Source organism: Vibrio sp. Isolate24 (genome assembly GCF_022398215.1).
GTDB classification, from domain to species: Bacteria; Pseudomonadota; Gammaproteobacteria; order Enterobacterales; family Vibrionaceae; genus Vibrio; species Vibrio coralliilyticus_A.
In genome coordinates this window covers 167611-191290 of record NZ_JAKEUU010000002.1, presented here as the reverse complement: position 1 = coordinate 191290, position 23680 = coordinate 167611, and the positions used below count along the sequence as shown (strand labels likewise).

General features: G+C 45.1%; 18 protein-coding genes and 1 riboswitch. Of the genes, 9 read left to right on the top strand and 9 right to left on the bottom strand.

Annotated features, from left to right (window positions below):
* Window positions 1-176: 176 nt before the first annotated feature.
* From L1D23_RS09165 to L1D23_RS09155, 3 genes are read left to right on the top strand one after another with little or no spacing between them, the layout of a single operon-like run.
* Window positions 177-923: an ATP-dependent zinc protease gene (locus tag L1D23_RS09165; RefSeq protein ID WP_239838254.1), complete on the top strand. Its 747-nt coding sequence runs from the start codon at window positions 177-179 to the stop codon at window positions 921-923.
* Window positions 924-931: 8 nt separating this feature from the next.
* Window positions 932-2437, top strand: coding sequence for an inactive transglutaminase family protein (locus L1D23_RS09160; protein WP_239865727.1), 1506 nt, complete (start codon window positions 932-934; stop codon window positions 2435-2437).
* A 4-nt stretch (window positions 2438-2441) separates the two neighbouring features.
* On the top strand, window positions 2442-3422 hold the full coding sequence (locus L1D23_RS09155) for an alpha-L-glutamate ligase-like protein (RefSeq protein ID WP_239838252.1): 981 nt from the start codon (window positions 2442-2444) through the stop codon (window positions 3420-3422).
* A gap of 113 nt (window positions 3423-3535) precedes the next feature.
* Here the strand turns inward: L1D23_RS09155 and mukB are convergent, their stop codons facing one another.
* The 4 genes from mukB to cmoM are packed head-to-tail and all read right to left on the bottom strand — an operon-like array spanning window position 3536 to window position 10833.
* Complete coding sequence (mukB, locus tag L1D23_RS09150) at window positions 3536-7996, bottom strand: chromosome partition protein MukB (RefSeq protein ID WP_239865726.1); 4461 nt, start codon at window positions 7994-7996, stop codon at window positions 3536-3538.
* On the bottom strand, window positions 7993-8721 hold the full coding sequence (gene mukE / locus L1D23_RS09145; protein ID WP_006962903.1) for a chromosome partition protein MukE: 729 nt from the start codon (window positions 8719-8721) through the stop codon (window positions 7993-7995). Before mukE ends, mukB begins: the two co-directional genes overlap by 4 nt.
* Window positions 8702-10039 carry a chromosome partition protein MukF gene (mukF, locus tag L1D23_RS09140; protein WP_006962904.1) on the bottom strand — a complete coding sequence of 446 codons (1338 nt, stop codon included), beginning with the start codon at window positions 10037-10039 and terminating at the stop codon, window positions 8702-8704. Before mukF ends, mukE begins: the two co-directional genes overlap by 20 nt.
* A 2-nt stretch (window positions 10040-10041) precedes the next feature.
* Window positions 10042-10833: a tRNA uridine 5-oxyacetic acid(34) methyltransferase CmoM gene (cmoM, locus tag L1D23_RS09135; protein WP_239865725.1), complete on the bottom strand. Its 792-nt coding sequence runs from the start codon at window positions 10831-10833 to the stop codon at window positions 10042-10044.
* A gap of 114 nt (window positions 10834-10947) precedes the next feature.
* Here cmoM and elyC point away from each other — a divergent pair, with 114 nt between their 5' ends.
* Entirely contained in the window at window positions 10948-11751 is an 804-nt protein-coding gene (elyC, locus tag L1D23_RS09130; protein ID WP_239838248.1) for an envelope biogenesis factor ElyC, read from the top strand.
* A 52-nt stretch (window positions 11752-11803) separates the two neighbouring features.
* Here the strand turns inward: elyC and torR are convergent, their stop codons facing one another.
* On the bottom strand, window positions 11804-12517 hold the full coding sequence (gene torR, locus L1D23_RS09125) for a two-component system response regulator TorR (protein WP_239865723.1): 714 nt from the start codon (window positions 12515-12517) through the stop codon (window positions 11804-11806).
* Between the two features lie 237 nt (window positions 12518-12754).
* Here torR and torD point away from each other — a divergent pair, with 237 nt between their 5' ends.
* The 5 genes from torD (at window position 12755) to L1D23_RS09100 (ending at window position 16778) form a co-directional block, all read left to right on the top strand.
* Window positions 12755-13402 (top strand): molecular chaperone TorD, encoded by a 648-nt coding sequence (gene torD, locus L1D23_RS09120; RefSeq protein ID WP_239865721.1) that lies wholly within the window; start codon window positions 12755-12757, stop codon window positions 13400-13402.
* Window positions 13403-13618: 216 nt separating this feature from the next.
* The gene (purR, locus tag L1D23_RS09115) at window positions 13619-14626 is read left to right on the top strand and encodes an HTH-type transcriptional repressor PurR (RefSeq protein WP_239865720.1); all 1008 of its coding nucleotides are present in this window, start codon (window positions 13619-13621) and stop codon (window positions 14624-14626) included.
* Between the two features lie 145 nt (window positions 14627-14771).
* A riboswitch (cyclic di-GMP riboswitch) is annotated at window positions 14772-14858 on the top strand.
* A gap of 184 nt (window positions 14859-15042) precedes the next feature.
* A complete protein-coding gene (locus L1D23_RS09110; RefSeq protein ID WP_239838244.1) occupies window positions 15043-15636 on the top strand; it encodes a TfoX/Sxy family DNA transformation protein in 594 nt (197 codons plus the stop codon).
* 138 nt (window positions 15637-15774) lie between these two features.
* Window positions 15775-16470, top strand: coding sequence for a TVP38/TMEM64 family protein (locus L1D23_RS09105; protein WP_239865711.1), 696 nt, complete (start codon window positions 15775-15777; stop codon window positions 16468-16470).
* Window positions 16467-16778: a DUF2007 domain-containing protein gene (locus L1D23_RS09100; RefSeq protein WP_239865709.1), complete on the top strand. Its 312-nt coding sequence runs from the start codon at window positions 16467-16469 to the stop codon at window positions 16776-16778. Before L1D23_RS09105 ends, L1D23_RS09100 begins: the two co-directional genes overlap by 4 nt.
* Here the strand turns inward: L1D23_RS09100 and L1D23_RS09095 are convergent.
* The 4 genes from L1D23_RS09095 to topA all read right to left on the bottom strand — a co-directional run bounded on the left by L1D23_RS09095 (window position 16775) and on the right by topA (window position 23544).
* Window positions 16775-17578 (bottom strand): alpha/beta hydrolase, encoded by an 804-nt coding sequence (locus L1D23_RS09095; protein WP_239865707.1) that lies wholly within the window; start codon window positions 17576-17578, stop codon window positions 16775-16777. The two genes, L1D23_RS09100 and L1D23_RS09095, sit on opposite strands and share 4 nt — an antisense overlap.
* Before the next feature lie 165 nt (window positions 17579-17743).
* Window positions 17744-19201 (bottom strand): glycogen synthase GlgA, encoded by a 1458-nt coding sequence (gene glgA, locus L1D23_RS09090; RefSeq protein ID WP_239865706.1) that lies wholly within the window; start codon window positions 19199-19201, stop codon window positions 17744-17746.
* Window positions 19191-20408: a glucose-1-phosphate adenylyltransferase gene (gene glgC, locus L1D23_RS09085; RefSeq protein ID WP_239865705.1), complete on the bottom strand. Its 1218-nt coding sequence runs from the start codon at window positions 20406-20408 to the stop codon at window positions 19191-19193. The genes glgA and glgC overlap by 11 nt, the downstream gene beginning before the upstream one ends.
* Window positions 20409-20916: 508 nt before the next feature.
* Window positions 20917-23544: a type I DNA topoisomerase gene (gene topA / locus L1D23_RS09080; protein WP_239865704.1), complete on the bottom strand. Its 2628-nt coding sequence runs from the start codon at window positions 23542-23544 to the stop codon at window positions 20917-20919.
* Between the last annotated feature and the right edge of the window lie 136 nt (window positions 23545-23680).

Sequence of the window (23680 nt, the reverse complement as noted above, 5' to 3'; positions counted from 1 at the left end):
ATCTGAAACTTAAAAGACTCTAAAATTTAGGATGCGCACTGCATCCTATTTTTTGCAGTGTATCACTAATCGTTACTCGATCCGGCTTGCGTTGGCAATGTGCCTTGTGAGCTGGGCTAGGAATGTTCTAAACTCCTAATTTTTATAAACAACTTACATCTCATGCAGGATTCTCAATGTTTACCAAGTTGACTCCGGTCATTTCAATTGCGTTACTTTCAGGCTGCACACTTATTAACGGTGAGCAATACCATCAAGAAACCCTTGCAGCAATCCAATCTTCAGAAATAAGCCTCACGCAAAAATTTACTCACCTAGAGCAACAGGTGAGTAGTCAAGCCCAACACATTGAAAGCCTACAAACCAAGATCGATTCGTTAGATAAAGAACTGCTCAAATTTAAAACAGAGACTATGGCTGAAATGAAGAGAAGCCGTGACCCAGTCATCACTTCGACCTCACTTCAAGCTACACCGCCTCCTTCCCAAGAGTTGTTGCTAGGCGCAATCGAACGAGTCACTATCGATTCAATTAAGCAGACTTTTGACAGTCGAATCGATACCGGAGCTGAAACCTCTTCTTTAAATGCAGTCGATATCGAACAATTTGAACGCAATGGAAAAAACTGGGTGCGTTTTCATTTATCTGATGGTGTGACCCCATTGGATGATACGAACTGGATTGAAGCTCCAATTATTCGCTTCGTAAAAATACGCCAAGCCACAAATGATGAGATGGAGCGCAGAGCTGTGGTCGAATTGTGGGTAAGATTGGGCAAGATTCACGAAAAAACACAGTTCACTTTGGCAGATCGTTCACAAATGACCCATCCTGTGTTATTGGGTCGTGAATTTATCCGAGATATTGCAGTGGTGGATGTCAGCAAGAAGTACATCCAAACGGAAATTGAACAAAAACAATAAGGTAGTTTATGACGTCTAAAGTCCCCTTTTACATATCGGTCATCCTGCTGATTATTGCAGGCATCGCTTTAAGCCTGTTCAGACATCAGACTTACGGCGTTCCTTGGACTCCAGGAGAAACCCGCCAAATTTGGGATATTGAAGCTCGTATTGAGTTCAATGCTCAAGCTAAACCGGTCAAGGCGTCGTTAGCCGCCCCTCATACTCAAAACGGATTCACGCTCATTAGTGAGTCATCGTCATCTCCTGGCTATGGCGTTTCATATGTCAACACCGAAACAGGTCGACGTGCGGAGTGGTCTATTCGTCATGCAGTGGGAGCTCAAACAATCTACTACAAAGCCCAGTTTCTTGTTGACCCACAAGCAAAAGTAGAACCGCTCAAACCTAATCAAGACATCATCCCGCCAACATTTGATGGCCCAACAGAAGCCGCTGCCGTTTCGCTCATTGAACGTGCTAACAAGCGCTCCGCCGATGATATTACCTTTACCCGTGAGCTGATTAAAACCCTTAACGATTCAGACAACCAAAACGCTGCACTCTTGCTAAACAATATGTCTAAAGTGGATGCGGTCGATAAGATTCTCGCTTATGCCAAAGTTCCAAGCAAAGCAGTAGGTGTCATTGAACTCGAAGATGGCCGTCGACGTCAGACAATCCAGCAAATGAACCAAGTATGGGATGGTAAAGAATGGCAACTCTTCAATCCCGAAAATGCGAACCAGGTCATCGCTGAGAACATCCTTGTATGGGATGAGTCAAACGTCTCGCTGCTTGACATCATTGGTGGCCAAAATAGCCAAGTCCACTTCTCTATGATTGCCCAAGAAGTTTCTCCAAAGCAGGCAACTCTCGATAAAGTTGAAGCGGACGGGCTACTGAACTTCTCTATTCACAGTCTGCCACTTGAAGAGCAAGCGATGTTTAAAACCATCATGCTGATCCCGATTGGGGCTCTGATCGTCGTCTTTTTGCGTGTCATCATTGGCTTGAAAACCTCTGGTACCTTCATGCCTGTTTTGATTGCAGTTGCTTTTGTTCAAACTCAGCTTGTGACTGGTATTGTGGGTTTCTTATTAATTGTGGGGACTGGTCTCGTCATTCGCAGTTATCTCTCAAGGCTTAACTTGCTTCTGGTCGCAAGAATTTCTGCTGTAATTATCACTGTTATCATGATCATCTCCGTGTTCACAGTTGTGGCGTTTAAAATTGGTTTAACAGAAGGCCTATCGATTACCTTCTTCCCAATGATCATCCTTTCGTGGACCATCGAGCGAATGTCAATCCTATGGGAAGAAGAAGGTGCGAAAGAGGTGGTGCTTCAAGGTGGTGGTTCATTGGCTACCGCAGTTCTGGTTTATCTCGCGATGACCAACACGTACATTCAGCATCTAACCTTCAACTTTATCGGCCTTCAGCTGATTGTGTTAGCAGGTATCCTACTGCTTGGTACTTACACCGGCTACCGCCTAACAGAGCTACGTCGTTTTAAACCACTAGCGGAGGACTAAAACGATGCTGACACGTTTAACTTCGCAGTTTACATCGCCAAATAAGCTTCGTCATAAGGGGATTATGGGCATGAACCAACGTAACCACAGTTACATTGGTCGCTACAATGATCGCTCTAAATATCCACTGGTGGATGACAAACTGAAAACAAAAATTATTGCTGAAGCGGCAGGAGCTACAGTACCTAAGTTGATTGGTGTGATTCGCAATCAAGCGGAAGTGAAAACCATCCACAACATGGTGAAAGACTGGCCTGGCTTTGTGATTAAACCCGCTCAAGGTAGCGGGGGAAAAGGCATTTTGGTAGTAACCTCACATGAAAACGGGGTTTACACTAAGCCTTCTGGTTCAACGATCAATAAAGAAGATGTTGAGCGTCATATCAGTAACGCATTAGCAGGCCTGTTCTCTCTCGGTGGTAAAAATGACGTTGCCGTCGTAGAAAACTTAATTAAGTTCGACGACTGCTTCAATGGCTTTAGCTATGAGGGCGTGCCTGATGTGAGAATCATCGTATTTAAAGGCTATCCAGTGATGGCGATGATGCGCTGTTCAACTGCAGCTTCCGATGGTAAAGCAAACCTTCACCAAGGTGCCGTGGGTGTCGGTATCGATATCGCCACCGGTAAGGCGATCCGTGCTGTTCAGTTTGACCAACCTATCACTCATCACCCCGACACTGATAAAGATCTCTCTACTCTTCAAGTCCCGCATTGGGAGCGACTCTTAGTGCTGGCCTCTAGCGCATGGGAAATGACGGGGCTTGGCTACATGGGGACTGACATGGTGTTGGATAAAGAAGAAGGCCCAATGGTCTTAGAGCTCAACGCCCGACCTGGCTTAGCAATACAAATTGCCAATGGTGCAGGGTTGTTGCCACGTTTGCACCATATCGAAAGCATTGGCGCTCCAAGGGTATACCCTAGTGCGGAAGAACGCGTGGCTTACGCTGCCAAACAATTTGGCTCTACCGCTCAGTTCTAATCACATCAATTATTAAAAAGCCTGCTTGGCATCACAAGCAGGCTTTTTTATGTACGATATGTGCTGGAGTGATAAAAGAAAGGCGACTTTACCGCCGCCTTTATGGGTATCTATTACAGCTCTTCAATCAGCTCCTGAGCTTCTGACTTATTCTGCTCTGCTTGTCCAAAACCTCGTAGACCAACCACATGCACATGCTCATGGTCTTTAAATACCTTACGAACAAGCTTATAAGTGGTGCCCTTTTCTGGGCTGATATTCTCTGGCGCGGCAATCAGAAGTTGCATATCGAGACGGTCACACAACTCAAATAAGGTCGAAATCGACTTGGCATCTAAGCGCGCAGCTTCATCCAAGAACAACAGACGACAAGGAACAATATCTTTGCTACGCAATCGGCGAGATTCTTCTTCCCAGCTCTGAACGACCATAAGAAGAATAGACTGGCCGGTACCGATCGCTTCACCCGTCGACAGAGCGCCTGATTCAGCTTGTAACCAGCCGTCTGAACCACGGCAGACTTCCACACTCAACTCAAGGTAGTTACGGTAGTCCAGCAGTTCTTCACCCAGAACTTGTGGGCTACGTTGACCCATATCGATATGTGGGTTAACACGCTGGAACAACTTCGCCATTGCCTCTGAGAAGGTATAGCGAGAGGTCTCAAACAAGTCTTTGTGTTGCTCTTGCTGTGAAGCTAGACCATGAAGCAAAATCTCGTGACTTTCACGTATCTTCACATTCAAGCGAACGCCTTTCACTTGACCAAAGGCAATATTCGATAATCCTTGGTTAAGCATGCGGATACGGTTTTGCTCGCGCTGGATCGTTTTCTTGATGATACTAGCCACAGATTCAGAACTGATTGCCAGACGATTTTCACGTTGCGTCAGCTCCTCGGTCAATCGAGCAAGCTCCACTTCCATCTCTTCAATCGCCTCAACGGGATCATCGGTGTGGATGATATCCTGACGAATACGTTCACGAAGATGCTGATATACTGCGATATAGAATAGCACTTTGCGTTCAGGTCGTGCATTGTCTTCAGACAGACGCAATGCATCACGCAAGTCCTCGTTATCGGCAACCGCCAGACGCAATGCACCCAACGATTTATCTGACATCGAACGTAACTCATCCGCTGACATGTACGCCAGTTCACGCTTGTGCAAGCGACGCTCAACATCATTTTCACGTGCTAAGCGCAGTACGGAACACCAACCTGCTTTCGCTGCAACCACAAAGGTGCGCAGCTCAATGTATTCTTTCTGAACCTTCTTAAGACGTTTTGCCAGACCTTTCATTTCCAGCTCAGTCGACGTGATGGTACGCTCGTATTCACTCTTACGACTGCGTGACGTATGCAGACGTTCCTGCAACTCGTCTCGACGACGCATGGCGCGCTCTTGTGCGCCTTCATCTGCAGTAACACCGAACTCTTGAAGCTCTTGCTTAAATTCTTGAACCGTTTCCTGCTTAGCCTGATGAGAACTCTTCAAGGAAGCCAATACCTGATTGTATTGGTTCATTTGCCCTTGCGCCTGTTTCAGCTCATCACGAGAGCGAGTACGCTGCCTCTCTGCTTCAACAAGTTTAGTTTTGAGTTGCTCACTCAATTCACTGCTCTTATTAAGCAGATCAACAGAGTCTGAATAGGAGAAGTAGTGGCGACGCTCCACCAAGTCAGACAATGCAAAGATCTGCTTCTTCAGTTCCTGTAACTGAACATCCGCGGCCTTATATTCGGCTTCCAGCGCATCGAATTGCTCAGGGTCGGCTTCAAGTGCTGAGGCAATTTTTTCCAGTTCAGCGACTGTTTTCGCGTGGCTGCTCAAAAATGCTTTTGCTTCAGACAGCTGAGCGATTTTTTCTTCAAGCTCTTCGAAACGCAGTGTCAGTGAATCATCTTCAATCAGCGCCATCATCGGTACTAATTTATCAAGCGAGGACAACGCCTGCTTACTCGCTAACAATTGAGAGCGTTGCTGCTGCTCTTTGGCGTCTAAGTCTGCTAGCACACGAGACACCTGAGTGCGTTTGTCACGCACAATCATCAAAGCCTGCTCAGGATCGGCCTCAAAAGCAACCTGGATGTGCTTGGCAACAAAGTTGTTGAATGCCTGATATAGACGCTGAAGTTTTTGCGAATCAAACGCAGCTTTCGCATGCTGCTCTACCACTTCTTCGCGCTCATTACGTAGCAGCTCTAAACGTTGTTCACGCGCTGCACGACCAAACAGAGGAATTTCTGGAAAACGTGAGTAACGCATCTGGCGATCATTCATGCGAACACAAACCGCCCCTTCCAGTTCTTCCGCATCGAATGAGCTGTCATCAAAGGCATCGATATCACCTTCAATGATGTAAAGGTCTTCAGGACAATCGTCTAACTCAACCAGCTTTTCTTCAATACCTGTTAAGTCAGAAACCACAATGGCATGACGAGATGGACCATACATTGCGCTGAAGTAAGGCGCATCGTCAATGGTAATATCGTCATAAATTTCTGACAGCAAAACACCACCTAGTGTGTCAGCTAAGCCTTTCAGGCGAGGATCATTGGAGCCACCCGGTGACGCTAACCGCTCAATTTCATTCTCTAAATGAGTACGGCGCTCTGCGAGCTTTTCTTTGGCCAATGACTGTTGCTTTTCTTGCTCAAGTACGATTTGCATTTGAGACATGACAGCCTGACTGTCATACAAGTCAGCCCCGCTCTGCTCCTTGAGCGCTTCCAGAGCATCATGAGCAGCAATCCAAGTCGGTGCGATGGCTTCTAATTTCTTTATTTCCGCCGCAGCCTCTTGTTCGAGACGGCGCTGTTCACTGCGCTGCTCGCGAACCTCTTCTTGAGCCATCTCAAGAGATTCAACCTGCATCGCATGACGTTCACGCTCCTGCTCAAAGGTCAGTTCATCAACCAATTCCACATTATGCTGTTTCTGATAAGCACTGACTAATTCAAGCGCCTGGCGCTGTTGATTGAGGTTTCGCTCAAGATCGCGATGCTGCGCACGCCATTGTTGTTCATTTTGTGCAATTTGCTCAGCATCTCGCGCTTGACGAATCGACTGCTTTGCAACTTCAGCGGCATTTTTACGCTCCACTGAGTCGCCAGCAATCTTACGGACCAAGGTAAGCGCCGTCTCAAACTGCTCAACGGCGGCTGAAGACATATCCAGTTTGTGTTTCACCGACAGCAACGCTGCCGTGCTCTCTGATTCCTGATTTTTCAGCTCAGAGACCATCGAGTGCGCGCGCTCAGCAGTAAGGTCCTCATCCCCCAGCAAGGTTTTCGCTTTCTCAAGCGCTTGAACGGCTTGTTGGTATTGAAGCGCACGGGTTTGCTGAACGTCCAACGCTTGCTGATAATCCGCTAACTGAGTCTTAAGGCTGTCGACCTCTTCTTCCGCAACCGTCGCTTGCTCTTCCATCATAAGAACACGCTCTTGCGCTTCTTCAACGACCATCATCTGTTCTTCAAGTCGTTCACTCAGCTCTTCAAGATCTTCTTGGTAGCGTTCGATCTTTTCCTGCTGACGCAGTGCATTCTGGACAAGCTGTAAGTGGTCGGAGGCCGCTTGGTAGTCTTGCTCTAGAGCCGATTCAGACTCCACCAGCAATTCCAGCTCTTCTTGAACTCGATTAAGTAAGCTGTTTTGCTCAACCAATGTTTCACGCGAGCCAAACAGTTCGGAGCGTAGAGAGAGAGTCTGCTCCAGCTTATTGCGACGATCGTTTGCATGGCGCATGTAGTCAGCCGCCACGTAATTCGTCGATTCAGTAATGAGGTGTTTAAACAGGTCTCGATCTGCTTGAGTCGTTTTAATCGCTTCAAGCGTCATGCGGTTTTCACGCAGCGCCGATTCCATGTCCTGGAAAGCTTTCTTTACGCCACCATTCTGAGGCAGTAGGTAATCGCGTAATGAGCGGGTAATCGCACTCGAAATACCACCGTACAGCGACGCCTCAATTAAGCGATAGAACTTAGAGCGGTCACTAGAGTTACGCAACTTCTTAGGAATCACGCCAAATTCAAACATTTGTGCATGGTAATCGACGATGGAATTGAAAGTCTTAAGCTGAACACCTTCGTGTTGCGCGACTGACTCTTTGATTTCGTTGATCTGACGAACACGCGCCTGAGTCGCAGAAACACTTTCAATCAGAATATCCGTCGGCTTCACACTGCTTGGCAGCCCTTGAATCACGAACGGTTTGATATCCACTTTCTTATCGCGACCCGCGACTTGCTGCAGCTTCACTGCAAATAGTAAGCGTTGATTACGTGAGTTCACGACATCCAGTGCCGCATAACACGCGCCTGGCTGCAATTTACCGTAGAGGCCTTTGTCACGTGAAGACTGGCTACTGCCCGCCTCGGTCGTATTTCGGAAATGCAGCAGCGTCTGGTCAGGTATCAAGGCTGTAATGAATGCCGCCATTGTGGTTGATTTACCTGCACCATTACCCCCGGATAACGTAGTAACTAAGCCATCAATGTCAAAGGTTCGCGCAAAGAAGCCGTTCCAGTTAACCATGGTCAGCGATTGATATTTACCTCTTTCAATCATGCTTCACCTTCTTCTAATTTTTCTGATTGAGATGACTCATCACCTTGTTCTGATTCTGCCAGTAAGCTGCCTTGGCTTGGCTCTTTGGTATGCACCACAGCTTCACCATCACGGATCAAGCGTAACTGCGCTTCGCGCATGTCGTCGCCCACACGGACATCAGCACCAAAGCGGAATACCGACTCACTGATACTAAATTTACCGGTTTCACCTATGTTGATGATCATGCCTAGGCGGCGTAAACGGCGCAAAGAAGTGCGGACTTTTTCAAACAGTTTTTCTTTATCTAAATCTGAACCAGTCGCGCGGTTGGTGACCAGCTTCATCAGCTTTTTCTCATCCGATAAAGCCAACAACTCTTCATACAGTTCCTGATTGGTAAAGATTCCCTCATGGGCTAAGCGCTCTGGGCTTAGGTAGAGGAAACACAAGACCTTGCCCACCAACATGTCGAGCTCAGACAGCACACTGCGGTTAATCAGGGACGTAGAGCGAGGGCGAAGGTAAAAGAAGCCTTCCGGTGCTTTCACCAATTCAGTGTTGTAACGCTGGTAAAATGAAGACAACTCAACTTCAAAGTCAGACAGCAGCGCGTGATTGTCGAGATCTTCGGTAGAAATATGACGTCCGGCACGAAGCATGCTGTCTAGCGCCGGGAAAAGTGGATTTGAAATCGCTTTTGCCAGATTTTCTGACATGTAATCATTAGTATCGGTCGATGACATTTGCTTGTACCTTTGCTCCGTATTCGTTAATTGCCTGCCAGTCTGGCTGAATCGCTTGATAATCCGATTCTGAGTAACCCAGACGTACTGCTTGATCAATGACGATACGAGCTAAATCGAAATGATGAGTGCGCGGATGCTGTGCTAGATAGTCGCGTAATACGGCTCCAAGATGGATAGCTGTACCCTGCTCTTTATGTACTTTGAGCATGTCACCTATGCGCTCAGAAAGCTCATCATTCACTTGTTGGAATTCTTCATACTCCACTTCCAGAGGCACTTGTCCGGTCACTTCGTCATCTCGAAGAACCAGTGCTTCATCACGGAGATCGACTAACCTTTCTGCATCAGCATAAGTGAGATACCAAGGTGTGTCGAAGTAGTCTTTGACTGACTGACGCAAACGCGTGCTGAAGGCACGGTTCTTATCCATATCAATTGCGGTGCGGATAAACTTATGGACGTGTCTGTCGTATCCAATCCATAAATCAATCGCTTGTTGGCCCCAGCTGGTGATGCGATCTAGTTTCATCTGTAAGCCAAACAAGGCCTCCTCAATAAATTCCAGTTCATCTTGTCCGTAAACAATTTCCTGAATATCAAGGATTTGAGTTTGTAGCTCGTCACTAGCGGCTTGTAACGTATCTTGCAGTTCTCGTAACGTACTAGACGTTTCAGATAACAACTCTTCACAGTTGTTGATCGCTTCACGCCAATCTTTGTTCAGTAGCTCAGCAATCTGCACTTTGACGGATTGTTGCTGCTCATCCATAACACGTTGGTTGAGATCAATTTGATCGAATATCTCACCCACGGAATATTTGAGCACGCCATAAACGTTCTTTTTCCAGTGACCCGGCGTCCCGCCTTGCTGAGCAGATTCAATCGCTTTCGCCATTTCATCCGCCACCATCGACAATTGGATAGAGAGGCGTAACTTAGAAAACTCACGATGGCGAACATAATAGTCCGTAATTCCAATCGCGAGCGGCGACAAGCGATAAATACTTGCGCCATCATTCACTTCACTGGTAAAGCGGCTAATCAGCCTCTGCTTTACCATCTCATTAATTGCGTTGTTAGCCCGGAAAGCAGACGCTTCTCCGGTATCCTCAAATAATCGAGTGACGATAGTAAATGCGTCGTGCAATTCACCTTCACCCAATTCTTCATCAAACCTCTCATTGCTAAGCACTGCAATAGCGATGAGAAATGCGAGACGTTCAGTCGGCAGGTTTAATGAGAAATCGTGCTGCTTTACCCAGCCAACCAATTCATCGATGGGTTGCTCAGCAGCGTTGAGAGTCATCTCACTCATTATTATTCCTGTTCTTCTTTCTTTTTGGCCCATACATGTATGTATCGGCCTAGCGAGAGGTAGGGCTCTTGTCGACACAGCTGTCGCTCAAGTGCTACCACATCTTCTGTCTTATAGTCGCCCATGTATTCTCTGTTTCCGATATAGTCACTGAAACAGCGAATACCAGCTTTGCCACAGATTTCAAAGCCAGCGTCTTCAATCCACTTATAGACCTCTTCTGGTTTAAGCCCTTTCTGCGGCTGTAACTTAAATCGTTTTCGATGCGGCATGCCCTCTAATACATGAGGAATGTTGCCACATACGACATTCTTGTAGACCAGACCATGATGGTTGTAAAACATGATGGAAGCTGCGCCCCCCGGTTTCACCTGCTCAAGCACCGTTTCTAAAGCGGGCTTAGGGTCTGCCAACCACTCCATCACAGCATGGAAAATGACCACATCAACGGACTGTTCCAGATGCTCTGCAATGTTCTGGACTGGCGAATGAATCAAGCGATACTGCTCAAGCAAGCCATTTTTTTCAATATCCTGCTTTGCTAGTTGCAGCATTTCCAAAGATAGATCACATAAAGCGACTCGATGTCCGAGTTTAGCCAGCTTTTGCGACATTTGTGCTAATCCACCACCTGCATCCAGCACATCGAGGCTTTTCCTGCTACCATTAACCGCACATAGTAGTTGTTCAAGTTCTTCCCAAACAATAACTTGGCGTATCTCTCCTTTGTCGGAGCCGTAGATGTTTTTTACAAATTTGTGGGCAATATCGTCGAAATTGCGGTCTTCAGTCACGGCGGCTTAGGTTATCATGTCGAATCGTGCTGCTATTCTGTCATAAGAAAGGCAGATATAAAGAGGGATTCTCTTAAATTAAAATCAATTGGTGTTTTTTCGGACTATTTAAGTATGTTTGAGCTGAAAAAAGTAGTGTCATCCCTTTTAATGCCTTTGCCAGCAATGCTGATCATCGGTTTTTTAGGTCTGATGCTGATTATGTTTACAAGGAAGCAAAAAACAGGCTGTTTTGTTGTTCTATTCTCTTTCATTGGCATTTTTCTCATTGCATTCCAGCCAGTTTCATCTCGTCTCCTGATGCCACTTGAGCGTCAGTATTCTGCGTTTTTTCCGGTCGATGAGACGATCGATTATGTCATGGTGTTAGGTAGTGGCCACGTGGTGGACGACCGAATCCCTCCCACGTCTGAGTTAAGTCGCACCGGCCTGATGCGCCTGACGGAAGGGATACGCATCATGCGTATCTACCCAGGGTCTAAGCTGATTCTGTCAGGTTACGCAGGCGGTTCTGAAGTCAGTAATGCTCGTATGATGGCCAAAGTTGCGCTCGCATTAGGCGTTTCAAAGTCGGATATTATTCTGCTGGAAACTGCGAAGGATACTTGGGAAGAAGCAAGGCAAGCTGCTGCGTTTGTTAAGCGCAAAAAATTGGTCGTGGTCACTTCCGCCAGCCACATGAAACGTGCACTGAATGAATTCCATTCTGCCGGCCTTAAGCCTTACCCTGCGCCAACCAACTATTTGGCTCATGATAATGTCACTCAGGCGTGGGCTAAGTACACACCGAAAGCGGTCTATCTTGAGCAAACTGAGCGCTATTGGCATGAAACGCTGGGCCGCATCTGGCAATCGTTACGTGACTGGGCATCCGATTACGAAGAGAAAGCAGTACACGCTTCCGACAGTAACGTTTAATCAAATGAAAATACCGAGGCATGCCTCGGTATTTTTTGCTTATCTGTTTAGGTCAATCACCTGCAAACATGTACCCTTCGCCATGTACCGTGACAAAAATCTGCGGGTTCTTGGGGTCAAATTCCATCTTAGCGCGCATACGTCTTATTAGAACATCAATGGTGCGATCATTCGGCGCATCAACTCGATGGCTAATCATATTCAAGATACGTTCTCGGCTCAGGACTTGATTTGGGTATGATGACAAAGCAACTAGCAATTCATATTCTGCTTTAGTCAGCTTCACTGGCTCACCATTTTTACTCAATGCTCGACGCTGCACATCAAAGGTCCACTCCGCAAAACGTACAATATTGCCATCATCTTTTTTCTGCTCACTCAGCTCACCAGCACTTCGTACTGCCGATATACGCCAAAGGAGGTTTTTAACCCGAACAAGCAGCTCTCGAAGTTCAAACGGTTTAGTGACGTAATCATCGGCCCCCATCTCAAGACCAACAATTTTATCAATGCTATCCGTACGTCCTGTAACGAGGATAATACCAATATCAGACTGACTGCGAAGCTCACGAGTGAGCATTAGCCCATCTTCACCAGGTAGGTTAATGTCAAGCATCACCAAATCAACCGCATGATTTTGCAGTGTATCGCGCATTTGCTCTCCACTTTCCGCTTCACTCACTTGGTAACCTTCATTCTGAAAGTAACCAACCAGTTTACTGCGAGTGGCGGCATCATCCTCTACAACTAATACGTGATAGCTCATTTACACCACTTAATTACATTTTGAAATTGTCTCTGATTCATTCTATTCATAATCAGTCACATTTCTAGCTTTTGACCGCTTTCAAACCAGAAAGGCGATGTTTTATTGATTCAAAACAAACCTCGCTTAGGCCATTAATAACTTTCCATTTTTGCACTCAATCTGAAACAACCGCCATTACCGCTATTCATTTTTATTCGTTAAACTGATAAATAGAATTTCTAGGAGTCTTAACCAATGCAAGAAATCAAAGCATTCAACGAAAAACGTGCTGAAATCTACTGGTGGTTATCCAGCCTGTTTGCCAAGGAGTTAACAGAAGAAAACCTCCAGCAGTATCACTCAGCAGAAATCCGTTCCTTTCTGACTGGGCTGGGAGAAAACCCTCATCTGAAGTCGGCCATAAACAAATTAGTCGATACACTCAATCGTCTTATCGATCGCGAAGATGCCCAGCTCGAACTGGCCGCTGACTTCTGCGATTTGTTTCTAAAGTCAGACAAAGACTCAGCGCTACCCTACGCTTCCGTGTACATAGGCAAATCTGGGCTTCTCAATGATCAGCCTGCAACAGACATGGAACAGCTAATGGCCAAACACGGCATAGACGTTGATAAAGCGCTGAATGAACCTGCGGATCACCTCGCGATTGAGCTCGACTTTTTAGGAAACTTGATTATCCGCTCCAACGAGTTAGAACAAGAACGCCACATGGAAGATGCTTTTATCGAGCAGGAACAGTTTATTCATAAACATCTTTTAAGTTGGATTCCACAATTCACTAGAAAGTGCCAAGCTTTGGATGAATTTGGGTTTTATGCGGCAACAGCTTCATTACTGATTGCGTTTCTTGAACTTGATTGCACCTATCTTAAAGGTGAATAACCTTATTGTTAATCTGTGATTTAAAACTTATCACACCTTCGTTTTTTATTTGCTCTTCTTCTGTTTGCGGTCTAGAATCGTGACCGCAAACGATAAAAATGAACGAACTAGAGACAAACCGCTGAATAAAGCGGTTTTTGTGTTTCTGATACTTTCTGCCGAATTATTCTACACTCTGAATATACTTCCTGGCAGTCATCGACAGGACAGAACCTTATGGCCACTATTAAAGATGTGGCACGCCTAGCTGGCGTGTCAACTACAACAGTTTCTCACGTGATCAATAAGACGCGCTTTGTTGCTGAAGCAACACAAGAAAAAGTCATGGAAGCCGTTGCCGAATTGAATTATGCACCAAGCGCGGTCGCACGAAGCTTAAAATGTAACAGCACTCGAACTATCGGTATGCTTGTTACCCAATCGACCAACCTATTCTTTTCTGAAGTCATCGACGGCGTAGAAAGCTACTGTTACCGTCAGGGCTACACATTGATCCTGTGTAATACTGGCGGCATTTACGAGAAACAGCGTGACTATATCCGTATGCTAGCGGAAAAGCGCGTAGACGGTATCCTCGTTATGTGTTCTGACCTCACAGAAGAATTAAGTGAGATGCTAGACCGCCATAAGGATATTCCAAAAGTGGTCATGGATTGGGGACCTGAAAGCTCTCAAGCCGATAAAATCATCGACAATTCAGAAGAAGGTGGCTACCTAGCGACTAAATATCTGATAGATAATGGCCACAAAGATATCGCTTGTCTCAGTGGTCACTTCGAAAAAGCTGCATGCCAAGAGCGCATCCAAGGTTTCCGACGAGCGATGGATGAAGCCAACCTCTCTGTCAACGAAAACTGGATTCTTGAAGGTAACTTCGAGTGTGATACCGCTGTACTGGCTGCCGATAAAATTGTCGCTATGGACAACAAACCAACTGCCGTATTTTGTTTCAACGATACCATGGCATTAGGTTTAATGAGTCGACTTCAGCAAAAAGGTATTCGTGTTCCTGAAGATATTTCTGTGATTGGATACGACAATATTGAACTTGCCGAGTACTTCTCACCACCACTAACCACAGTTCACCAACCTAAACGTCGCGTTGGTAAAAATGCGTTTGAAATTTTACTTGAGCGCATCAAAGACAAAGAACACGAGAAGCGTGTATTCGAAATGCACCCTGAGATCGTTGTGCGCGATACCGTATACAACTTAAACAAATAGCATTAGCTGTCATCCGACTGATAGCTCAATCTATTGGTCGGACATATCATTTTAAAGCAATTTACTTGAACCAAGATCACATTTGATTAATCAAGATGTGATACTTACCTCAAATTTTATTTATCCTTAAAATGTTCGACTAATGCCACGAACAGGGCAAACCACTTCGAAAGAGTGGGACGCAAAGCTTCCGGCCTGACTCAGGAGACTGAAAGGTAGCGGGGTTGCCGATGGGCAAAGATGCAAACGATCCGTATCGTTTAAAACAACACTCTATAATCTTTCTAGAACTCAGGGATTAGCGAGTGAATTTTATTTCGGTATGACACCTTACTGACACTTTATCTGCATTATTTTGCTAATCTCTCGGACCTGAATTTGGTGGCGTATAATAATATACACCGAGATAACACAGCATGGATAAACCAATACTTAAAGACTCGATGCGACTTTTTGATCAGCTTGGTCGTATAAAGTCACGTTCGATGTTCGGTGGATTCGGAATCTTCGCAGACGACACAATGTTCGCATTGGTAGTTAACGATAAACTCCATATCCGCGCCGACGACAAGCTGGCTAATCAATTCAAATCTGAAGGCTTAGAACCCTACGTTTATAAAAAACGAGGCTTTCCCGTCGTTACCAAATATTTTGCTTTAACGGATGATGTAGCTTCTTGCCCTACTCGTGCCCTTGCGTTGGCACAAAGTGCGTTGGCCATTGCCAAAAAAGAAAAAACATCGCAAGCGAAGACTCGACCAAATCGCCTCAAGGACTTACCTAACCTCCGCCTTGCAACCGAGCGAATGCTCAAGAAAGCAGGAATCGAGAGCGTGGAAAATCTAGAGGAAGCGGGCTCTGTAGAAGCGTTTAAAGCTATTCAGGCAACCCACTCAGCGGATGTTTCACTCGAACTGCTCTGGGCTCTAGAAGGGGCTATCAATGGCAAACATTGGTCAGTCATTCCTCCTGAGCGCCGTCAGGAGTTAGTCAATAAACTCAATAGTTAAGTCGCTAATTGTTTAAAAGCCAACCGAATAGGTTGGCTTTTTCATAGCTGATGAAATTTAATCTTTGCTAAACAGTTCTTATTTGTTAACAATTTTATTGAGCGCGTTTGCCTCAAGCTCAAAACAGAGGAAGTCGTTATGAATAAGAAGCTTGTGTTAGGTATCCTACTGGTTATCCTAATTGCTTTTCTCGGAATCAATTTCGGACAATACCTAACATTAGAAAACGCCAAAGCTCAGCAAGCGGCGCTATCCGAATACATCAATAATAACTTTACATTGGCCGCCGTTACATACTTTCTGGCTTATATCGCTATTACCGCATTTTCAATTCCAGGAGCTGCCGTGGTTACCTTACTTGGCGCTGCGCTATTCGGCTTTTGGACCAGCTTACTGCTCGTTTCCTTTGCCAGCACCATAGGTGCAACCTTGGCATTTTTAAGCAGCCGTTTCTTACTCAGAGACTGGGTACAAAGTAAGTTTGGTGACAAATTGAAGGCCATTAATCAGGGTGTTGAGCGAGATGGTGCATTTTACTTATTTTCATTGCGTCTTATCCCAGTATTTCCATTTTTCCTCATCAATCTGCTGATGGGGTTAACACCGATCTCAACAGCCAGGTTCTATTTAATCAGTCAATTGGGTATGTTACCAGGTACTGCCGTTTACCTGAATGCGGGGACACAGCTGGCGCAAATTGATAGCTTATCAGGCATTGTTTCTCCATCTGTATTAGCATCTTTCGCCCTACTAGGACTTTTCCCTGTTGTGACTAAATGGGTGATGGGTAAGATTAAAGGTGTACCTCAAGCTCAAGATGGGAGCTCTTCTTGAAGATATTCACTGCAAATACCCCACCAGAAGCTCATATTATCTGTGAGCTTCTTAAATCGAACCATATCGATTGTGAAGTAAGGGGAGAAGGCATTTTTGGCTTGCAAGGAGAAGTACCCTTCAGTGAAAGCTCACAACCTTATGTTTGGCTAATAGATACTCAAATGGCAGAACAAGCCTGCACAATGGTCGAACAGCATCTTAAACAGTCCGACTTCGGTAACGAGTGGCATTGTGAAAAGTGTGGTGAATCAAATGAAGCTCAGTTTGGTGTATGCTGGCAATGTAGGGCAACAAGCCCAGTCTAAGCATGCGCGCTCTGACTTTTGATAAACGCAATCGAGTACTGATTAAATTCCTCAGGGCGTTCAACATTACAAACATGCCCACAATCCGGAATCTCCAGCAGTGTACTTCTGCGATGCGCAGCCACCATCTCCTTTACAGGACGAATGAACATGTAATCCCTCTCTCCCATTAAGTACAATGTTGGGATCGGTAATTCACGCTCCTTAAAGTAACGCATCAAGGGGTTCACCTCTGCCGTGAGGATGAACCAACGTTTGAACTCTTTCTGGCATAGCTTCTTTGCCTCACGAACAAACAGGTGGCGAGACTCTTTCTGAGTTCGTTGTGGCATAACAATATAAGCAAACAAGCGATATAACCACATATAGGGCACAATATGCTTGCACATGTTGCCTAACCTAACCAAAACCTGAGATCGAGTGTTGAGGCGTGTTACAGCGCCTCCTAAAACCATCGATTTAACTCTTCCTGTCGACATTTCGGCTAGATTTCTCACAATAATAGTGCCTAGCGACATGCCCACAAAGTGAGCGGAAGAAATTTTCAGATGATCCAGAACTTTAAGAATATCTGCTGTCACCGCCTTAAATGTATAGCGATTGGATATGAGTTCTTTTAGAAATGGGCTTGATTTGCCGTGTCCTCTCAGATCCACCAGAAGTAGATTGAAATGCTGGCGATAAGCTTTGATCTGTTTGAACCAAATGGATGAGCTCCCCCCTGCACCATGTACAAACACCACCCACTCTTGGCTAGTTGGATGCAAATATGTCTTATGGAAAAGAAGACGGTCACTCATAAATTCTTCAGTTCATTAGGTCAAAGGGGATGTGTCAGGAGAGTATCACAAACTTATGCAGTTTTAAGTCAGCTTATGCGAATTGCACTCATCATTACCACAAATTAACCCTAAATTTTACTAAAAAGGCGCCGTAATAGGCGCCCTTTTTCATAGCAAAATGTATTATTTGAATGCGCTCAGATACAAATTCAGATACTCATCAGCCGCTTTACTCCAACAAAAATCCTGTTGCATCGCATGCAGCTGAACACGTTGTAATTCGTTAGGGTTCTGAACAAATAGCAATAGAGAACGTTGTAAAGTGAGCAGCAATTCTTTTGGCTCTGGTAAGTCAAACACAAAACCAGTGGCAGTATCAGGGTCAACATCATAATCACTTACACTGTCCTTCAGCCCTCCCACACCACGCACTATCGGTAATGTACCATAAGCCATACTGTAGATCTGATTTAAGCCACAAGGTTCGAATTCTGACGGCATGAGGAAGAAGTCAGAACCTGCTTCAACTAAGTGAGCTAATTCATTATCGTACGCTTCTACGAATTTGAACTTCTCACTGTGTAAAGCTTCGATATCTTTAAGCTTAGATGCAAGGACAGGATCACCTGTCCCCACTATGACAAGTTGGGCATCATGGCGTAAAAACTGACTTAAAATCGGCAGGAGATAGTGAACCCCTTTTTGATTCGTCAACCGACAAACCATGCCGTACATTGCAACATCGCTATCGACCAAGCCGAGCCTTTCTTGCAATGCCTTTTTACAGGCCTTCTTCCCTGTCACCATACTTTGATGATTTGGCTTGTAGTTAACAGGCAAATACGGATCGGTTTCAGGGTTCCATGCCGAGTAATCACAACCGTTCAATATTCCAACTAAATCACCTTCTCTGTGCTTAAACTCCGCTGCCATACCATGGCTTCCCAGCTCAGTCTTTAGCTCTTCAGCATAAGTCGGGCTCACAGCATTGATTTTGTCCGCGCTCATGACTCCGGCTTTGAGCATAGTGACATGCGTTGGGCTTACAGCAGCGTCAGGTGCATATCGGGTATGCATCTCAGGAAGAAATTGCAGCTCTTCATAACTGAATACCCCTTTGAACACCGCATTGTGCACTGACAAGATACTTTTGGTTTCTGCGAAAAACTCAGCTTGGACGTATCGGTGTTTTAGCAAATAAGGTACGAAGCCCGTATGCCAGTCGTTAGCATGAATAATATTGGGTTGAAAACCTAGCTTGGCCAACATGTCCAAGCAGGCGGCACTGAAAAAAGCAAAACGTTCACCATTATCGCTATATGCCTGATTATTTTCTGCGTACATTTCTGGGCGCTGAAAATATTTCGGGCAATCAATAGCGTATACCTTCAACCCAACAAGGCCCAATTCGCGAACTTTATATTCCGTATGAGGCCAATAGTCCAGCTTCGTCTCCAACACAATCGGGGCAGAGTCAATATGAGGAATGTTTTGATAAGCCGGTAATGTTACTCGTACATCTTGATTCAGTTTGAAAAGAGCCTCAGGCAGTGCTTTGGCTACATCCGCCAAACCACCACTTTTTATCAGCCCTTCAACTTCCGATGCTACAAACAGAATAGATAAATTCTTAGTAGCCAACTCGTGCTCCTTTAGGAATGACAACAATTCCATCGTCAGACACGTGAAAGTGCTTTTTGTCTTCCGTTAAATTGACACCAATTTGTGTACCTGGTGCGATGTCTACATCTTTATCGACGATAACGCGACGTAACATACAGCCTTCACCGACTTTCACGTCACCCAAGAGGATACTTTCGCTAATATCACACGCAGATGCAATATTACTGCGGAATCCTAATACAGACTTTTCAATTCGGGACCCGCGAATATAACTGCCATTACACACTAAACTGTCAATGATCTGCACACGACCGTTATCAGAGTCGGTAAACGTTGCTGGTGGAAGTGCTGGGTAGAAGGTATGCAATGGCCACTTACGGTTATATAGAGAGAAGGGGGCGTCTTTTTCAAGCAAATCCATGTGCGCTTCCCAGTAAGCATCGATTGTCCCTACATCACGCCAGTAAACTTCTTCTTTTTCACCTGTAATACGGTTAGTGCTAAAGTCATAAACAAACACGTCACCGCGCGGGAACATTTTGGGAATGATATCTTTACCAAAATCATGGGATGATTCAGGATTGTCCGCGTCTTCAATCAGTTCAGAAAACAGAGGCTGAGCTTCAAAAACATAGTTGCCCATAGAAACCAATGCATGTTGAGGATCACCAGGAATCGGCTTAGGCTGTGTCGGCTTTTCTTCGAACCCAACCATCCGCCCTTCTTTATCGACTTCAATAACACCAAATTGAGAAGCTTCAGATAGCGGCATACGCAATGCCGAAACCGTCAGAGATGCTTGCTTTTCTTTATGGAAATCTAACATCTGCTTGATGTCCATTTTATAAATATGATCAGAACCGAAAATACAGACTTGATCAGGCTCAGCTAATTCCATAAAACGAAGGTTCTGGTAAATGGCGTCCGCAGTACCTTCATACCAACGTTTACCCGTTCTCATTTGTGCCGGGATAGGGTCAATGAACCGATCAGTAATGCCGCTTATATTCCACCCTTTCTTAAGGTGATGGAACAAGGATTGAGATTTGAACTGAGTCAGTACATAGATGCGCATTAAGTCAGCATTGACGAAATTGTTGAGAGCAAAATCAATAAGACGATAACTACCACCAAAAGGAACCGAAGGCTTACTGCGGGACTCTGTTAACGGACGAAGGCGAGAGCCTTCTCCACCAGCAAGGATCATTCCTAAAACACCAGCCATTATTTATTCTCCATAATAATTTTTAATTGCAGATAAGCTTGTATATCGGGGACTTATCTTTGTCTTCCTCGTTGCGAGCCTGAACTCATGCAGACATACGAAATGGAATTTTTAGCCTGTCAATCGCACATAAATCCATTTTATGTTTCATCTGAAATTGATAGTTTCACTGTGCACAGGGTTTACTATAAATTACCGTATTTCGTTAAATTTACAATTTAAAAGATGCTATACCTTGAACGCGATAAAGTTTGCTTTGTATGGCTCTGAAGTAAGTCACACATTCATAGTCAGATAAAACAGACCATTAACACAACGCCTACAAAGTAATGACTTAGATCGCAATTCGCGTTTTGTTGTCACAATTATATGAAAAACAGATGGCAGTTTAATGAACTCAAGACATGGCTTATAACAAACAATAAATCCCATTCCGACCTAGCCTACAGATAATAAAAAAGCAGCCTATTGCTAGGCTGCTTTTCCCATTCAATTTAAACGTACTACTCTACTTTGCGCTTTTCTTACGTTTATCAGTAATTTCCCATTTACCATCAATGTACAGCGCAGTATAGCCCGATGGTTTTCCATCTATTTCTGAACGAACGTAGTTCTCTTTCGATTTTCTACTGAAACGTACCACCATTGGAAGCCCATCAGGATCCTTTTCTGGAGCCGTTGTCAAATAATGGAATTTCGGAGAAATACGATCTTTAAATCTAACTAACTCTTCCACAAGAGGAGCACGAGTTTCACGTGACTTAGGGAAAGTGCTTGCTGCCAAGAACAAACCTGAAGCACCATCACGTAATACAAAGTATGCATCTGAGTTTTCACACGGTAGCTCAGGAAGATGAACTGGATCTTCTTTAGGTGGCGCAACCTCACCATTTTTCAGGATCTTGCGCGTGTTCTTACATGTCTCGCTGGTACAGTCCATGTATTTACCAAAGCGACCGTTCTTTAGAACCATGTCACTGCCACACTTGTCACATTCGACAACTGGACCATCGTACCCTTTCACCTTGTATTCGCCATGTTCAACAACATAACCATCACAGTTAGGGTTGTTACCACACACGTGTAGTTTACGCTTATCATCAATCAAGTAAGCGTCCATAGCGGTTTCACAGATCGGACAACGCTTTTTCGCACGAAGTGCTGCTGTTTCAACGTCTTCTTCTAAAACATTGATAATGCCTTCTTCATCACCTAAATTGATGGTGGTCTTACAACGTTCTTTTGGCGGAAGAGCATAACCTGAACAACCAAGGAATACGCCCGTTGAGGCGGTACGAATCCCCATTTCACGCGAACACGTCGGACACTTGATATCAGTGTAAACGATATGGTTCGGCTTCATGCCCCCTTGCTCTTCGTCCTGCTCTGCTTTTTCAAGATCACTAGTAAAGTCACCAAAGAAATTATCTAACACTTTCTTCCAGTTCGCTTCACCTTCCGCGATTTGGTCAAGCTTCTCTTCCATGCGAGATGTGAACTCGTAATTCATCAACTCATGGAAGCTATCGTCTAAGCGATCCGTTACGATTTCACCCATTTTTTCAGCATAGAAGCGACGTTGTTCAACTTTAACGTAACCACGATCCTGAATGGTCGAGATGATGGATGCATACGTTGACGGACGACCAATACCTCTCTTCTCAAGCTCTTTAACCAAAGCCGCTTCAGTGAAACGTGCAGGTGGTTTGGTAAAGTGCTGTTTAGGATCTAATTGAATCAAATCAACCTTGTCACCAACCTGAACGGCAGGCAGTATCTGGTCTTCATTCTTACCCAATGGACGCTGCACGCGCGTCCAGCCGTCAAATTTAAGAATGCGGCCTTTGGCCTTAAGCGTGTACTCAGCAGCTTTGACGCTCACTGTCGTAGAATCATACTTCGCCGGTGTCATCTGACACGCGACAAACTGATTCCAGATAAGTGAATACAGTTTATGCGCATCCGCTTCCATGCCTTTCAGATCATCAGCTTTCACTGCCACATCTGAAGGTCGAATCGCTTCGTGAGCTTCCTGGGCACCTTCTTTGCTACCATAGACATTCGGTTTAGCCGGAAGGTAAGCGTCACCATACTCATCACCAATGAACCCACGAACCGCTTCTACTGCTTCTGCACTCAAGTTCGTCGAGTCGGTACGCATATACGTGATATAACCCGCTTCATACAGACGCTGAGCTAACATCATGGTTTTCTTAACACCATAACCTAAACGAGTACTGGCGGCTTGCTGAAGCGTTGACGTAATGAACGGAGCAGAAGGCTTGCTCGACGTTGGGCGGTCTTCACGTTTACAAACTTCGTATGCTGCTTTTTCCAGAACAGCAATCGCTGACTGCGCTTCAGCTTCATTAGATGGCTTAAACGCCACACCATCTTTCTGGGCAACCTGAAGACGGAAATCCGTTTTATTAGCAGTTTTCGTATCCGCGTGAATATCCCAAAACTCTTCTGGAACAAACGCTTTGATTTCGCGTTCGCGCTCAACCAATAGTTTTACCGCAACCGATTGAACACGGCCAGCAGACAGGCCACGCGCGACCTTTTTCCACAACAGTGGTGAAACCATAAAGCCCACAACACGATCCATAAAGCGGCGTGCCTGTTGGGCGTTAACACCATCCATACTGAGCTCACCCGGTTTCTGGAAAGCTTGTTGAATCGCGTTCTTAGTAATTTCGTTAAAGACAACTCGTTTGTATCGCTCTTCATCGCCACCGATGATCTCACGAAGGTGCCAAGCGATAGCTTCTCCCTCGCGATCCAAATCGGTTGCGAGGTAGACGCTATCTGCGTCTTTCGCGAGCTTCTGTAGCTCCGCAACCACTTTTTCTTTACCAGGCAAAACCTGATAATTCGCTTCCCAACCATTAAATGGGTCAATACCCATTTTTTTGATCAGTGCTTTGCGGTCTTTTTCTTTTTTGATTCGAGCTTTTTCTTCAACACTCAAACCTTTCGTTGAGACAGCCGCTGATTTTTGGCCGGTACTCTGACCGGCGGTAGGTAGATCGCGTACATGACCCACACTGGACTTAACAATAAAGTCCTTACCTAAATACTTATTGATGGTTTTAGCCTTAGCAGGCGACTCCACAATAACGAGTGACTTACCCATATTGACTCAAGTGTCCTTAATATGATTTCGCGATTTAACGCACGACATACTTAAAATATTGCTTCTTTTTTTACTATTGAGCGAGAAACCAAGAAGATCAATATCTTTTTTAAAATTCAACATTGACTGGTCGACA

What these genes read in the sequence shown, in the direction of transcription:
- L1D23_RS09165 (WP_239838254.1), top strand. Translation starts at nt 177, where the DNA reads ATGTTTACCAAGTTGACTCCGGTCATTTCAATTGCGTTACTTTCAGGC.
- L1D23_RS09160 (WP_239865727.1), top strand. Translation starts at nt 932, where the DNA reads ATGACGTCTAAAGTCCCCTTTTACATATCGGTCATCCTGCTGATTATT.
- L1D23_RS09155 (WP_239838252.1), top strand. Translation starts at nt 2,442, where the DNA reads ATGCTGACACGTTTAACTTCGCAGTTTACATCGCCAAATAAGCTTCGT.
- mukB (WP_239865726.1), bottom strand. Translation starts at nt 7,996, where the DNA reads ATGATTGAAAGAGGTAAATATCAATCGCTGACCATGGTTAACTGGAAC.
- mukE (WP_006962903.1), bottom strand. Translation starts at nt 8,721, where the DNA reads ATGTCATCGACCGATACTAATGATTACATGTCAGAAAATCTGGCAAAA.
- mukF (WP_006962904.1), bottom strand. Translation starts at nt 10,039, where the DNA reads ATGAGTGAGATGACTCTCAACGCTGCTGAGCAACCCATCGATGAATTG.
- elyC (WP_239838248.1), top strand. Translation starts at nt 10,948, where the DNA reads ATGTTTGAGCTGAAAAAAGTAGTGTCATCCCTTTTAATGCCTTTGCCA.
- torR (WP_239865723.1), bottom strand. Translation starts at nt 12,517, where the DNA reads ATGAGCTATCACGTATTAGTTGTAGAGGATGATGCCGCCACTCGCAGT.
- torD (WP_239865721.1), top strand. Translation starts at nt 12,755, where the DNA reads ATGCAAGAAATCAAAGCATTCAACGAAAAACGTGCTGAAATCTACTGG.
- purR (WP_239865720.1), top strand. Translation starts at nt 13,619, where the DNA reads ATGGCCACTATTAAAGATGTGGCACGCCTAGCTGGCGTGTCAACTACA.
- L1D23_RS09110 (WP_239838244.1), top strand. Translation starts at nt 15,043, where the DNA reads ATGGATAAACCAATACTTAAAGACTCGATGCGACTTTTTGATCAGCTT.
- L1D23_RS09105 (WP_239865711.1), top strand. Translation starts at nt 15,775, where the DNA reads ATGAATAAGAAGCTTGTGTTAGGTATCCTACTGGTTATCCTAATTGCT.
- L1D23_RS09095 (WP_239865707.1), bottom strand. Translation starts at nt 17,578, where the DNA reads ATGAGTGACCGTCTTCTTTTCCATAAGACATATTTGCATCCAACTAGC.
- glgC (WP_239865705.1), bottom strand. Translation starts at nt 20,408, where the DNA reads ATGGCTGGTGTTTTAGGAATGATCCTTGCTGGTGGAGAAGGCTCTCGC.
- topA (WP_239865704.1), bottom strand. Translation starts at nt 23,544, where the DNA reads ATGGGTAAGTCACTCGTTATTGTGGAGTCGCCTGCTAAGGCTAAAACC.